7 protein-coding genes are annotated in these 15,256 nt (G+C 61.0%); all 7 read left to right on the forward strand.

Annotated elements, in window-relative coordinates; genetic code table 11:
* Positions 1 to 4 precede the first annotated feature (4 nt).
* The 7 genes from HMPREF3173_RS03350 (at position 5) to HMPREF3173_RS03380 (ending at position 15,110) form a co-directional block, all read left to right on the forward strand.
* A complete protein-coding gene (locus tag HMPREF3173_RS03350) occupies positions 5 to 1,573 on the forward strand; it encodes a flagellar hook-associated protein 3 (RefSeq protein WP_070571529.1) in 1,569 nt (522 codons plus the stop codon).
* 144 nt (positions 1,574 to 1,717) lie between these two features.
* Entirely contained in the window at positions 1,718 to 5,293 is a 3,576-nt protein-coding gene (locus tag HMPREF3173_RS03355) for a glycosyltransferase (protein WP_070571561.1), read from the forward strand.
* 52 nt (positions 5,294 to 5,345) lie between these two features.
* Positions 5,346 to 8,072: a glycosyltransferase gene (locus HMPREF3173_RS03360; protein ID WP_070571531.1), complete on the forward strand. Its 2,727-nt coding sequence runs from the start codon at positions 5,346 to 5,348 to the stop codon at positions 8,070 to 8,072.
* 360 nt (positions 8,073 to 8,432) lie between these two features.
* A complete protein-coding gene (gene rfbF / locus HMPREF3173_RS03365; RefSeq protein WP_070571533.1) occupies positions 8,433 to 9,203 on the forward strand; it encodes a glucose-1-phosphate cytidylyltransferase in 771 nt (256 codons plus the stop codon).
* Positions 9,185 to 10,258, forward strand: a complete 1,074-nt coding sequence (rfbG, locus tag HMPREF3173_RS03370; RefSeq protein ID WP_218188840.1) for a CDP-glucose 4,6-dehydratase — start codon at positions 9,185 to 9,187, stop codon at positions 10,256 to 10,258. Before rfbF ends, rfbG begins: the two co-directional genes overlap by 19 nt.
* A complete protein-coding gene (gene rfbH / locus HMPREF3173_RS03375) occupies positions 10,255 to 11,577 on the forward strand; it encodes a lipopolysaccharide biosynthesis protein RfbH (protein ID WP_070092454.1) in 1,323 nt (440 codons plus the stop codon). The genes rfbG and rfbH overlap by 4 nt, the downstream gene beginning before the upstream one ends.
* Positions 11,578 to 11,624: 47 nt before the next feature.
* Positions 11,625 to 15,110: a glycosyltransferase gene (locus tag HMPREF3173_RS03380; RefSeq protein WP_070571537.1), complete on the forward strand. Its 3,486-nt coding sequence runs from the start codon at positions 11,625 to 11,627 to the stop codon at positions 15,108 to 15,110.
* The last annotated feature ends 146 nt before the right edge of the window (positions 15,111 to 15,256 follow it).

Below are 15,256 nucleotides of genomic sequence, written 5' to 3' on the forward strand. Positions count from 1 at the left end.
GACCGTGCGCATCTCCACTTCGCAGTTCTACAACACCAGCAGCGCCAACTACCAGCGCACCTTCTCCAACGTCAACAAGACGAGCCAGGAGGCCAGCGACTTCCTGCGCATCCGCACCGCCGCCGACGATCCGGTGGGCGCCGCGCGCCTGCTGCAGTTGGAGCAGCAGCAGAACATGCTGGAGCAGTACAGCGACAACATCGTCAACGTGCGCAATGCGTTGGGGACTGCTGAGAGCACGCTCAACTCCATTGGCAATATTCTGCAGCGTGTCAACGAACTAGCGGTTGGCTCCGGCAACGGTGGCTTTACCGATGCCGACCGCAAGGCCAACGCCGATGAGTTGGCATCGTTGGAAGACCAGTTGTTCACGCTGATGAACAGCAAGGACGAGAATGGCAAGTACCTGTTCTCCGGCTCCAAGGGGGACACCCCGCCATACGTGCGCAATGCGGACGGCACCTATAGCTATCAGGGTGATCAGGGTCAGCTGATGCTACAGGTGGGCGATATGCTCAGCCTGGCAGCCAACGAGACCGGCTATAGCGCCTTCGAGCAAGCCCTGAACACCAGCCGCAGCGAGACCCACCTGACTATGCCGGCTGTCGATGATGGTCGCGTCAGTCTGTCCAATGGTCAGGTCTCCGGCAGCGTGACCTACAACGATCGCTTCCGCAGTGGCGAGCCGTACAGCATCGAGTTCACCAGCAGCACCCAGTACAAGATCCTCGATGCCAATGGCACCGATGTGACCCTGGAGGCCAGCCAGGGTGGTACGTTCAATCCCAAGGGCGAGAACAGCAGCATCAGCTTCCGTGGTGTGGAGCTGCGCCTGAAGGTTTCTTTCCAGCCTGGTGACGAAGCCAACCCGGATGCAGCTATCGCCGGCCATACCTTCAGCTTGAGTTCCAAGGCTGACTCCATTGCCGGCACCCGTAGCCCGGGCAACACCTCGTCGGCGCAGGTCACCGGCGCGACAGTCAGCGACCCGACGCTCTACAAGGCAGCATTTCCAGGTGGTGGCGCGGTGCTCAAGTTCACCAGCGCAACGGACTTCGAGTTATACGCGGCGCCGATGAGCGCCGACAGCCGACCGGTGTCCACCGGCACGCTGAGTGGCACCACTGCCACCGCAGCTGGAGTGGATTTCGAGCTGTCCGGCACACCCAGTGCCGGCGACTCCTTTGGGGTGAAGGTCGATACCCATCAGACCCAGAACATCCTCGATACCATCGGGCAACTGCGCGAGGCGCTGACCACGCCACAGGACAGCGATCCAGTGGCGCGACAGAACTTCCTGGCCTCGTTGGATTCGGCAATTGGTAACATCGCCAGTGCCAGTAACCAGGTATCCTCCTCGATTTCTGCGATTGGTGGGAGGGGGCAGGCGCTCGACATCCAGGCTGAGACCAACGAGGCGTTGAGCACCGAGAACAAGAAAACCCAGAGCTCGATCCGTGAAAGCGATCCGGCGGACGTGATGCTGCGCTTGGAAATGCAGAAAAACATGCTGCAGGCATCGTTGCAGTCCTACGCGAAGATCGCTGGGTTGTCGCTGCTCAACTACATCTGATCAATGTACAAGCGTCTGCAAGGCGGCCCGTGTGTTCCGGGCCGCCTTGCCTGTTGTTCCGGCATCGGTTTTCACAACAGAACGACATGCGGGGTTTATCGGGAGACTCTCGCAAATAGATTGACCATCGCGTGAGTGAGCTTCGTGAACGACCAACCCCTCGTTAGTATCGTCATCCCAGCGTTCAATCCTGAGTTCTTTCGCAGTACGCTGATCAGTGCTGTGACTCAGGATTACCCGCACCTGGAAATCGTGGTCTGTGATGAAAGCCCAGGTACGCAGATCGAGACGACTTGCCAGGAGGTAAGCACCAGCTTTCCGGTGTCGCTTCGTTATGTGCGCAACCCTCGCCGATTGGGCTTTGCCCGTAATCTGTTGGCGTGTCTGGAGCAGGCTTGCGGGGATTTGATCAAGTTCCTCTGTGATGACGATGTGCTGTTCGGCAGCCATGTGCGTCATCAGGCCAAGGTGATGAATGACTGGCCGCAGGTCAGCATGGTCATCAGTCAACGTCTCCTGTATTCAGCGGACGATATCCTGCTGCCCTCGCGCTCGCTCAACTTCGTTATTTCTCCTGAAAGCGCCGTCCTCAATGGTGGCGATTTGTTGGCGAGCATCGCCGATAATGCCCCTAACTTGTTCGGCGGTATCAGTCATGCCTTGTTCCGGCGTGCACAGGTCAGTGAGTGCCTGGCTACCTTGGTACAGGAAGGGCAGGGTTTCGCTGCACGCCTGGACCTGGCGCTTTATGCCTGCTTGTTGCGTCGGGGTCACTTGTGCAGCTTGGAACAGGTCTTGAGCCTGGAGCGGGTTCATCCAGGCCGGCTCAGTCACCACAGCTCCATGGTGGAAGCGTACAAGCTCGAGACCGAATGGTTGCTGCAGATGCTGGCGGCGCGCGCGGTGGAGGATGGGCTCACGCCGGGATGGGTGCGCTATCTGCCTCTGGCATCTTACGATGGCGATCAGGAGCGGGTCTGGGAGGAGCTGGACCTTCGACGCGCTTTCGCCAAACAGATGGCCAACTTCAGTCAGCAAATCGGTACTCATAGCCTGAGTTTCGCAGAGTTGTACAGCGAATGGCTGGAGTGTCGCCGCCTATCGGCGGGGCAGTTGCGTTTGCTGCCCAAGCGCATTGAACAATGGCCGGGCAAGCCTCGCATCGTGCCTGTGATTTTCGCTGAGCAGGGTGATGCGACGGCTCTGCACGCTACGCTCGATAGTTTGAACAAGCAGTCCTATGCGGCTCATCGGGCTCTGGTCCTTGGCCCACCTGGCCTAGAGGATGCAGCGGCTGTCGAAGCCGAATTCCGGATTCGGCAAGGTGATGGTTTTGAGCAGCTCAACCCGTGGTTGGCCAGCGATGACCAGGTTGAGTGGATCTACCTGCTACGCGCGGGAGATGTCCTGCATGAGCATGCCTTAGCAATCATGGCTGAGCGCATGGCCTTGCGTGCGGACTGCGCTTGCCTGTACAGCGACGAAGGCGCCTATGATGGCCTCGTTTCGTCCAATCCCATCTTCAAACCCGATTTCAATCTCGATCTGATGCGCAGCGTGCCTTACGTAGGGCGCTTGTTGGCGTTCAAGAGTGCAACTGCTCTCGCTCTTGGCGGATTCGATACCGACTTCGGCTCGCTGGCTCCTCATGATTTGCTATGGCGCCTGGTTGAGACTCACGGTCTGCACGTGGTGGAGCACATTCCCGAAGTGCTGGTGCAATGCCAATACGCTTATGCACAGTGGCTGAGCGACCCTACCAATCACAGCCAGGCCCCGCGGATCCTGCGTGCACATTTGCAGCGGTTGGGCGTGAGTGCGCAGGTGGACAGCGGTCAGGGTGGTTTGGTCAGCCGCGTGACCTACGCGCATGACTCTGCGGCCATGGTATCGATCCTGGTCCATGCTCGGGCGGATTTTCCGGCCCTGACACGTTGCGTCGAGTCGCTGTTCGGGCATACCAATCATGGCCATTTCGAACTGCTGCTGATCGCCAGCGGTGACGAGGCGCCAGAGGTGCGGTCTTGGTTGAGCGCGATGCGCGACATTGGCAGCGATCAGCTGCGTGTCGTTGAAACCTCGGCTCAGGGGCGTGCGGCAAGCTTGAACGAGGCGAGCCTGCAGGCCCGTGGTGACTATGTGCTGCTGCTCAATGCCAACTGTGTGCTGTTCGATGGGCAGTGGCTCCATGAACTGATGCATCATGCCCAGCGCCCCGAAGTGGGGGTGGTCGGTCCGATGATTCTGGCTGGCGATGGTGCCGTTGTCTCGGCAGGCTTGGTTCTGGGCATGGGCGAATCCGCCGGGAGCCCATTTGTCGGTGGCGCTGCGGGGGCGGACAGTTACATGAACCGCCTGCGTCTGGTCCAGAACTGGAGCGCCTTGAGCCTCGATTGCCTGTTGGTTCGTCGAGAATTGTTCAGCGCTCTGGATGGGTTGGATGCGGCTGCCTTTAACGAGTCGCTGTTCGACGCAGACTTTTGCCTGCGAGCGGGCAAGTTGGGCTACCTGGCGGTGTGGACGCCTTTTTCGAAGGTGGCGAAGCTGTCTGTGGCGCAGGAAACGATGGGCACGGCGCAGGGGCGGGAGGCAGATCGCGAAACGTTCTACCAGCGGTGGCTGCCTTGGGTGGCGTTCGACCCAGCCTACAACCGCAACTTGAGCCTCAAGCTGGCGAACTTTAATTTCGAGCCCGGCCTGCGCGCGGGTTGGGATCCTTTCGTCGCGCGGGTCATGCCCTCGGTGCTGGCGTTGCCAACCAATACCACCGCTGTGGGACATTACCGTGTTGCCCAGCCGTTTACCGAACTGGAGCGCGCAGGCTGGATTCAGGGGCGAATCAACTACAACAGCTTGGGGTTGATAGAGCTTGAGCGGGAAAAGCCCGACGTGGTGATCCTGCAGTGCCGCTACTCATCGGGCAACCTCAAGGAGATGGCTCAGTTCAAGCGGTTCTCCAGTGCGCGGCGGATCTACGAGCTGGATGACTACATCATCGAGCCGTCGAAAAAAAACGATCATGCGCGCAACATGCCCAGCAATATGCGTGAGCTGGTCGCCAAGGGCATTTCCCTGTGTGATCGCGTGGTGGTGTCCACAGAGCCTTTGGCTGATGCCTTGTCCAGCATGCATCACGATATCCGTGTCGTGCCGAACATGCTGGCTGCGTCGTTGTGGGCAGGGCTTGCGAGCGAGCGCCAGACCAGTGTCCGACCCCGTGTGGGCTGGGCTGGAGGCACCAGCCACCGGGGCGATCTTGAGCTTCTCCTGGATGTCGTCAGGACCTTGGCAAATGAGGTCGACTGGGTGTTCTTCGGCATGTGCCCGGATTTCTTGCGTCCCTATGTGAAAGAGTTCCACCAAGGCATTTCATTTGCTGATTACCCGCGCAAGCTGGCCAGTTTGAACCTGGATCTGGCATTGGCGCCGCTGGAGCAGAACCTGTTCAACGACTGCAAGAGTAATTTGCGCTTGTTGGAATACGGTGCCTGCGGTTTCCCAGTGATCTGTACCGATACCAAGGCGTACGCCGGTTACCTGCCCTGCACCCGTGTACAGGAAAACACGACCGAGCAGTGGCTGGACGCGATTCGCATGCACCTCAGCGATCCGCAGGCCAGCTACCGTCAGGGGGATGCTCTGCGTGAGGTGGTGTTGCGTGACTACGTGTTGACGTCACATCACCTGCAGCATTGGGCCAATGCCTGGCTGGCGGACTAATCTCCACGGCCGCAATGCCGTGACCCGAACCGACAATTTTGAAGAGAGCGCTATGGCCGAAACCGCAATCGCAACACGCAATGAGGTGACCGTCGTTCTGCTGGGGCAGGGCGAGAGCGATTACCGTGCGCGTGCGCAGCATTATTACCATCAGGCCGCCGTTCCTTGCCTGGCCCTCGACCTGTCATCGGTCGAGCAGAGCAGCCAGGCGTTTGGCGCGCATCTGGAGCGCGCGCTGCAGAGCGTCACCACAGCGTTCGTGGTGCTGACGCTGGACGCCGATTTCGTGTTGCCGTCGGCCTTGCACAGCGCAGCCGCCAGCCTGGAGCAGCAGCCGCGGGCGATGGCTGCTCAGGGTTATGCCCTGGGCTTTGTGGTAGGCAATGCCAAGGTGATGTACCACAAGCTTGGTGATGCGTTGCCGGCATTGGGGGAGGGCGGGGTGCTTGCACGCCTACGTCAGTACGGCCAGGCCGGTCGTCAGGCCTGGCGTGCCGTCATCCGTTTGGCCGACTTGAAAGCGGCATTGGCCGGCATGCCGCCTGGGTCCGACTTCGCTGCGTTCCGTCTGGGGCTGTCCTACGCGATCCTTGCTCAAGGTGAGATTCTCCCAATCGAGCAGACCGATGTGCTCTGTGCGTATGAGCCTGATGCGCTCAACCTGCATCGGCGCGGCGAGCAGTTGAGCCAGGTGTTGCGCAGCCTGCGTCAATGGGATGGCGAACACTTGCGACTGGCTGTCGATGATGGCGGTTATGGCGTGCTCAATCGCTTCGTGCGGCGTACCTACGATCATGGCGAGGCGCCGCTGTTGTTCACGTCCACCTGGAGCAGCGTGATCGATGATCCTGAGCGTCTGTTCGAGCCTCGCCAGTACGTCGAAATGCCTTATTACTCGAATTTATTGTTCGCTCAGTTGTCGGCGCTCGAGTTTTTGTGCCATGCGCTGCCAGCCGGGAATGCTCAGCATCGGGCGCTGGAGGGGGGGTGGGTGCGTCAGCGGCATCTGGCGCAAGTGCATCCCAACGATACCGCCGAGAGCCTGCAGTTGCGCTATTGGCAGGCGCTTGCCCTGGGATTGTTCGACCCACAGGTCTGCCGGCAGCTCGTGACGATGCTCACCGGTCCTGCCGATGGAGACCGTGCGCGTGAGCTGACTGACTGGCTTAACCGCCTGGATCAGATCCCGGGGGTTGATCGACAACCTCGCCTTCAGGCTACGGCATCAGGCCGGTTGCTTGCGGCACTCGAGGCCGTGGCACCGGATGCCAGCGCACGCAAGCGGGTCCAGGCGCACTTGGCTGGCCGCGCTGCCAATCAGGTCGCGTTCGTGGTGCTGGACTTGGCCAACGACGACGCAGGCCTGCAAGCCACGTTCGACAGCTTGCTGGCGAGTGGCCTGGGTGATTTCAAGCTGGTAGTGCTCAAGGGCGGGAAGCCTCCTTTGATCACCACAGCGCGCGATACCCTGCATTTCGTCCAGGTCAACGAGAGCAACTGGGTCGCTCACCTCAACCAGCTGGTGCGCCAGTTGCCGAGCGAATGGCTGCTGTTGCTGCAGGCAGGCGATGAGTTGCTGCCTGCAGGCTTGTTGCACTTGATGGTCGAACTATCCGAGTCGCCCGCGTGCCAGGCCGTCTGTGCCAATGAGGTCCAGCGTGATGACCAAGGCCGGCTGCACGCGGTGGTGCGGCCGGGGGCCGACGTGAATCTGCTGCGTAGCCTGCCGGACCTGATGTCGCGGCACTGGATGGTGCGGCGTCAGGCGGTCCTGGAACTCGGTGGTTACAGTGAGTCCTATCGTCACGCGCTGGAGTTCGACCTTTTGCTGCGTATGGTCGAGGCATCGGGCCTGGGTAGCCTGGCACATCTGGATGATTATCTGGTCATTGGGGAGCAGGCATCCCAGGCCACGACTGAGGAGGCCTTGAAGGTGCTCAACCGTCACCTGACTCAGCTGGGCTATCGGGCCCAGGTCAGGGAGCAGCAGGGCGCGGGGTTTTCGATCGACTTCCGTCATGATGCAACGCCGTTGGTCAGTATCCTCGTCGCCAGCGAGGGCGATCAGGCGCAGCTTGAAGCCTGCCTCACCAGTGTGTTGCAGCGTACCCGTTATCCACGCTACGAGGTGTTGGTCGCGTGCGCTGATCATGAGCAGGCGGCGCTGCAGCGTTTGGGGGGGCGTGTGCGTGTGCTGGTCGGCAAGTCCGTGGCGTCGCGTAGCGACGGGTTGAATCAGGCTGCGCGTCAGGCAAAGGGTGAATACCTGGTGTTGCTGTCCGAGCGTTGTCAGGTCATTTCTCCGGCCTGGATCGAGGCATTGCTTAATGAAGCGCAGCGTCCGGAAGTGGGTGTGGTAGGCGCTTTGTTGCAGACCACCGATGGAGCCTTGGCGCATGCGGGCTATGCCCTCGTGCAGGGGCCTGAGGTTTCGGCGCCCTGGCTTGGGCTGTCGGCTGAGGCTCGAGTCCAAGTGCGTTGGCCATTGGCAGTTCGCACTTGTGCTGCCGTTTCCGGCGATTGCTTGATGGTGAGTGCTTCGGTGTTCGAGCATTGCGGCGGCTTGCACGACCAGAAGGGCGGCGATATCGAGTTGTGTCTGGCGGCCGCCAAGGCCGGGCAATTAGTGGTTTGGACGCCTCAGGCGCAATTGCAGGTCGGTGAAGCGGTCGTTCCAGACGTTGGTGTGGCGCTGTCTCTGGCGGCATGTTGGCCGTCCGCGTTTGTTGGGCGTGCCGATTCGGCGCCTACATTGGCGTGGTTGGATCGGTTGGCGTAGCGCGTCGAGGCAAATTATTGACGGGGCATGATGCGAGGCATCGTGCCCCGCAGCCATGAAGCGTTCTGGCTCCGGCCCTAACTTGGGCAATCCGAGTTGGGGCGATCTCTTCACGCCTTGCGCTGTATTCGTTGTTTCCAGAGCGGTATGCCGAATCCGGTTTTCCTGCGAGCGGACTTCCGACAATGCCTCGCAGGGAGCCGCCATTCAAATCCCCCCGGTCCCTTCAATTATTCTTGTTTTGCCATATGCGCCCGGTGCCATATTGGCAATCTTTTTGCTTTGAAAGACCAAGTTGCTGAATTGGTCAGTATTTTGTCAGCCCGACATGGGGCATCGGCCTCTCAAGGTAAGTCGACAATGAAAACAGTCATCCTGGCCGGCGGCCTGGGTACGCGCATCAGCGAAGAGTCGCATCTTCGTCCTAAGCCCATGATCGAGATCGGTGGCAAGCCGATCATCTGGCACATCATGAAGATCTACTCCCACTACGGGATCAACGATTTCGTGATCTGCCTGGGCTACAAGGGCTACGTGATCAAGGAATACTTCGCCAACTACTTCCTGCACATGTCCGATGTGACTTTCGACATGTCGGAAAACCGCATGCATATCCATAACCGCAATGCCGAGCCCTGGCGCGTAACGTTGGTGGACACCGGTGAAAACACCGCCACGGGCGGTCGGATCAAGCGCATACGTGACTATGTTGGCGACGAGACCTTCTGCCTGACCTATGGCGACGGTGTGGCTGACGTCAATGTCCCTTCGTTGATCGACTTCCACAAGAGTCATGGCAAGCTGGCGACAGTTACTGCGGTTCAGCCCCCGGGACGCTATGGTGCATTGGATATCCGTGGCGAGCGGGTCCACGGCTTCCAGGAGAAACCGCTGGGCGACGGCGGCTGGATCAACGGCGGATTCTTCGTGCTCGAGCCCGGGATCTTTGACTACATCGACGGCGACGAGACCACCTGGGAATATGATCCGATGCGCTCCCTGGCGCAGAATGGCCAGTTGATGAGCCACACCCATCGCGGCTTCTGGCAGGCCATGGACACACTGCGCGATCGCAGCTACCTGGAAGAACGCTGGAAGTCCGGAGAGGCGCAATGGCGAGTATGGCCGTAAGCCGCAGCTTCTGGGCCGGGCGCAGGGTCTTCCTGACCGGCCACAGCGGCTTCAAGGGCGGCTGGCTGGCCTTGTGGCTCAGCGAGCTGGGCGCCGAGGTATACGGCTATTCGCTGGCGCCCAATACTACCCCCGCACTCCACGATCAGGCCCGGTTGGCCGAACGGGTTTCAGGCGAGTTCGCCGACATCTGCGATGCCGACAGGCTCGCCAGCAGCCTGGTGGCATTCCGCCCTGAGATCGTCCTGCACCTGGCGGCCCAGCCGTTGGTACGCGAGTCCTATCGCACGCCCGCGCAAACCTACGCCACCAATGTCATGGGCACGGTGAATGTGCTAGAAGCCGTGCGCCAGTGTGACTCGGTTCACGCGGTCCTGGTGGTGACCACCGACAAGTGCTACGAGAACCGCGAATGGCTTTGGCCTTATCGCGAGCAGGATGCCCTGGGTGGACATGACCCCTATAGCAGCAGCAAGGCATGCGTCGAGTTGCTTTGCGCGTCCTGGCGCGAGTCCTTCCTGAAAGACCAAGGCGTGGCGCTGGCCACCGCTCGGGCCGGCAACGTGATTGGCGGTGGTGACTGGTCCGCCGATCGCCTGCTTCCGGACATCCTGCGTGCCTGGGATGCCGGCGAGTCGTTGACCTTGCGCTACCCGGGCGCGGTGCGCCCTTGGCAGCACGTGCTCGACCCCCTGCAGGGATACCTGATGCTGGCCCAGGCTCTGATCGAACAGGGGCAGGCGGTCGCCCAGGCCTGGAACTTCGGCCCCGACAGCGAAGGCACCGCAACAGTCGGCGAAGTGGTAGAGACCATGGCCCGGCTTTGGCCTGGCGAGGCGCGCTGGGCGGTCGAGCCATCTGCGCAGCCCCATGAGGCAGGTCTTTTGACCCTCGACTCTTCCATGGCACGCCAGCGCTTGGGCTGGCGCCCGAGCTGGGGCCTGGAGCAGGCCTTGCAGCGAACCCTCCAATGGCATTGCGCCTGGCGAGAAGGCCAGGACATGCAGCAATTTTGCCGCGCGCAGATCGCGGACCATGAAGGCGAAAACCGATGACTGATCAGACGGCGCAGCAGTTGCGCCAGCAAATTGCCGAACTCGTAGGTCGTTACGCGGAGCTGGAGCTCGCCACGCCCGGGTTCGTACCCGGCCAGCATGCCGTACCACCGTCGGGCAAAGTCATCGGCGCGCCGGAACTGCAAGCCATGACCGAAGCCGTACTGGACGGCTGGCTGACCACCGGACGTTTCAACCAGGCTTTCGAAAAGCGCCTGGCGCGCTATCTGGGGCGTCGTGGCGTGTTGACCGCCAACTCCGGGTCGTCGGCCAACCTGCTGGCTTTCTCCGCGCTGACCTCGCCGCGTCTGGGTGACCGTGCCATTGGCAAAGGCGACGAAGTCATCGGCGTGGCGGCGGGCTTTCCCACTACCGTCAACCCGATCCTGCAGTTCGGTGCGGTGCCGGTGTTCGTCGACATCGAGATGGGCACCTACAACATCGATGCGAGCCTGATCGAGGCCGCAATCGGCCCGCGCACCAAGGCCATCATGCTGGCGCATACCCTGGGCAACCCGTTCAACCTCAAGGTGGTACGTGAACTGTGCGACCGCTATGGGCTGTGGCTGATCGAGGACTGCTGCGACGCGCTGGGCTCCACCTACGATGGGCGCCAGGTCGGCAGCTTCGGAGACCTGGGCACCCTGAGCTTCTATCCCGCGCACCACATCACCATGGGTGAAGGGGGCGCCGTATTCACCGACTCTCCGTTGCTCAAGCGCATCGTGGAGTCTTTCCGTGACTGGGGCCGCGACTGCTACTGCGGCCCAGGCGAGGACGACACCTGCGGCAAGCGTTTTTGCTGGCAGTTGGGCGACCTTCCGCAGGGGTACGATCACAAGTACACCTACTCGCACCTGGGCTACAACCTCAAGATCACCGACATGCAGGCCGCCTGTGCATTGGCGCAGATGGACCGTGTCGATGACTTCATCGCCGCGCGCAAGCGCAACTTCACTTGGCTCAGCGAGCGCCTGGCCGGGTGCGCCGAGCAGTTGATCCTGCCGCAGGCCACCGCCAACAGCGATCCATCCTGGTTTGGCTACCCCCTGACCCTGCGCGATGGCTGTGGCGTCGAGCGGCTGGACCTGCTGCGTCATCTGGATGCGCAGAAGATCGGCACGCGCCTGCTGTTCGCCGGCAACCTGACGCGCCAGCCTTACATGAAAGACCAGCAGTACCGGGTGGCGAGCGACCTGAGTGTGACTGACAAGGTCATGAAGGACACCTTCTGGATCGGCTTGTGGCCAGGGCTGGGCGAAGAGCACCTCGAGCATGCCGCCCGCAATATCGAAGATTACGTGCGGAGGCTGCGTTGATGCGCGCCCCTGTTCGTGCGTCGCTTCAGCGGTTCGGAAGATAACCTATGACTCTGCATGCCCATCCACCGTTGTACGCGACGTCGCCTCGTCCGTATTACCTCGTCGCGCCGGCCTATCGCCAGAACTCCGCCGGCATACGAGTAATGCACATGCTCTGTCACCTGCTTAACCGGTGTGGGCAGGATGCGTATCTGTATCCAACGCAGACCAACCCGCTTTGGCACACGCCGCTGTTGTCGAACGAACTGAAAGAGCAGCATGAGCAGGCAGGTCGTCAACCTATCATGGTGTATCCGGAGGTGGTGCGGGGGAACCCGGCCGACGCTCGATCGGTCGTGCGTTATCTGCTGAACGTACCGGGTTTGCTGGGTGGCGATACCGAGTTTCCCGACTCGGAGATGATCTTTGCCTATGGGCAGCATCTGTTGCCGGAAGGATTGGGGGAGCAGCGCTTGTTGTTCCTGCCGCCTATCGATACCTCGTTATTCAACAATCAGGACAACCCCTATGACGCACATCGACAGGGGTGCCTGATCTATCCGGGGCGTTATACCGACGCCCTGAAGAATCACCCGGAGTTGGCGGCTCGGTGCACGGTCATTACCCATGATTGGCCCGCAAGCCGCCAGGAAATGGCCGAGCTGTTCCGGCGCAGTGAGCGGGTCTATTGCTTTGCCTCCACCTCCATTGCCATGGAGGCGATGCTGTGTGGCTGCCCTGTCGTCCTCCTGAAATCGCCATTTTTCGATGGTGTCCCGCTTAGTGTCGATGAGTTCGGTACGTACGGGTTGGCATTCGAAGACACTCCACAGGCGATCGAGCAGGCCAGGCAGGAGCTGGCCATCGTCCAGCAAAAATACCAGGCCCTGCAAGGGCGCTTCTGGGAGCAGCTAACCAATTTCATCGAGCTGACCCAGGCGATGCCGATTGCGCCGGCGGTCGGTGTCGGCACAAGTAAGGCAGCGGATAAAGGCAGCGCGTACGCGCAAAACCAGGCCATCGAGCGTTGGTTGCGCCAGCGCAGTCCCAACGACGCGCAAGCGACCTTGATGGCTCGTCGCCTCGAGGAGCGACAGCACGACTTGCCGCATTTCGATTTCTTCATCGTTCCAGACGGCTCGTCGGGGTCTGTCGAGACCACGCGGCAAAGCTTGCAAGCGCAGGGCTATCCGAATATCGGAATCCATATCGCGACCAGTGGTGCTGCAGCGACCCTCAATGAGTTGGTCTTGCAACAGGGCATCGGGCAATGGCTTTGCTTCGTGCGTGCAGGTACGACGTTCACCTCCTTTGGCCTGCTGATGCTGGCGCTGGAGCTACTCGATGCCACGAATGTCCGTGCAGTGTATGCGGACGAGATCACCACATCGCCCAAGGGTGAGCTGGGCACGTTGCTGCGACCGGATTTCAACCTGGACATGCTCCTGTCGAGCCCCGGGCAAATGGCCCGGCACTGGTTCTATCGCCGAGCGGTATTTGTCGATGCAGGTGGTTTTGATCCGGATTGCGCCGGAGCCACCGAGCTGGGACTGCTGTTGAGGTTGATCGAGGATGCCGATGGGCTGGACGGGCTGGCACATGTCAGTGAGCCGATATGCATCAGCCCGATGAGCGTCGCCGTTCACAGCCCGCAGGAACAGGCCGTTCTGTTAAGGCATCTGCATCAGCGCGGTTACCTCCAGGCTCGGGTACAGATGCATCGGCCAGGCATTCATCGCATCCACTACGGCCATGCGGCTACTCCACGGGTGACAGTGGCGATCGCAGTGGGCAATCGTCTGGATCGTGCACAGCGTTGTGTCACTTCCGTGATGGAAAAGACGACCTACTCGCACTATGAAATTCTGTTGGTCGACAACGGCATGGCGGACCTTGCCACACGCGTCTGGCTCGATGGCCTCATGGCGCAGGAGATCCAGGGTATTCGGGTATTGCGCAACACGTACGCACTCGACCTAGGTACTGCCAACAACCTGGCTGCACACCACGCCACGGGCGACTATCTGCTGCTGCTCAGTAGCGATGCGATCATCGTGCAGGGCGACTGGCTGGAAGCCTTGCTCAACCATGCGCAGCGTCCTGAGGTCGGCATCGTCGGAGCAAAACTGCTGCACCCCAACGGGACGGTCGAGCAGGCAGGGATGGTGCTGGGCCTGGGGGGGGCGGCGCATTCGGCATTCTCGGCTTCGGCCAGCGATGAGGGTTACATGCAGCGCTTGGAGATGGACCAGAACTACAGTGCTGTGTCCGGTGCCTGCCTGATGATTCGCCGCGATCTCTATGAAGCGCTGGGAGGGATGGATGCCGAGCAGTTCAAGTCGTCCGGTGCGGATGTTGACCTGTGCCTGAAGTCGGCGCAGGCCGGCTACCTTACGGTGTGGACGCCACACGCGACGGTCGTGGTCGAAGGCGAAAGCCCCCTGGCGGCTGAGGCGGAGCAGGATGCGCTGTATGTCAAATGGCTGCCGCTCATTGCCCGAGATCCGGCCTACAACCGCAACCTGTCGCTGCAGGGGGCAGGATTTGCTCTGGAGACCGATCCAGGGCTGGCCTGGAACCCTCTTGCGTGGCGCCCGTTGCCGGTGGTTCTGACCACTCCCAACAATCTTGAGGCCAACGGCCTCGGGCGCATGATCGACCCGGCGTTGTCCATGAGTGCCGCAGCCATGGCCGATGTTCGCTTGGGCCTGCGTCACTACCTGCCAGCAGAGCTGGAGCGGCTTCAGCCTGATACCTGGGTCATGCAACAGCCGACCAACGAAGCGCAACTGGAGACATTGCGCCGTAGCGCCCGATTCACCCGTGCGCTGAAGGTGGCTGACGTGAGTGTAGCGGACCTTCGGGCCGACTTGCAGGTTGGTGGAGGGATGCTGCGACGGTTCATTGGGTTGGCTGACCGATTGGTCGTGCCTACCGAGGCATTGTCCGATACGTTGCGCAGCGCGGGGCAGGACGTTCGTGTGGTACCAGACCGGCTGCATCCCGCTCGCTGGGGCGCCCTGGCTCACCAGAGAAACCCGGATGCCCGCCCGCGCGTAGGCTGGGTCGGCGGCATCGTTGACGACGAAATGCAGGCGCTCATGTTGGACGTTGTCCAGGCATTGCACGGCGAGGTGGACTGGGTATGCCTGGGCCAATGCCCGCGCCCGATCCAGCCTTACCTGCGAGAGCAGCACGATGTGGTGCCGTTCGATGAGTACCCGCAAAAGCTGGCATCGCTGGCATTGGACTTGGCCCTTGCGCCACTGGGGGCAGGGTTGATCGATCAATGCAAGGGAAATCTGCGCTTGTTGGAGTTTGCGGCGTGCGGTTATCCGGTGGTGTGCAGCGATGTGCAGCCCTACCAGGGCTTGCCAGTGACGCGAGTACAGAACAACGCCAGCGCGTGGCAAGCGGCGATACGCATGCACCTTGCCGAGCCGCAGGCCTCCGTTGGAGACGCAGGAATTTTGCATCAAACGGTAATGGAGCAGTGGATGTTGGATGACCGTTGCATACAGCAGTGGCTAGCGGCCTGGCTTGCTGATTGAGCCTTGGGCACAAAGGCAGGCAGCAGTGCGCTGCCAGGCAGGGATACAGCGCTATCGGGGACGGTGGCATGAAGTGCGGATTTTCGGCAGCCGGGGGCAATGACTTGGCGCCGGTTTCAAATGAGCAAGGCAAATGGGGAATACTC

The sequence above is a fragment of the Pseudomonas sp. HMSC08G10 genome (genome assembly GCF_001808425.1).
Lineage (GTDB): Bacteria > Pseudomonadota > Gammaproteobacteria > Pseudomonadales > Pseudomonadaceae > Aquipseudomonas > Aquipseudomonas guariconensis.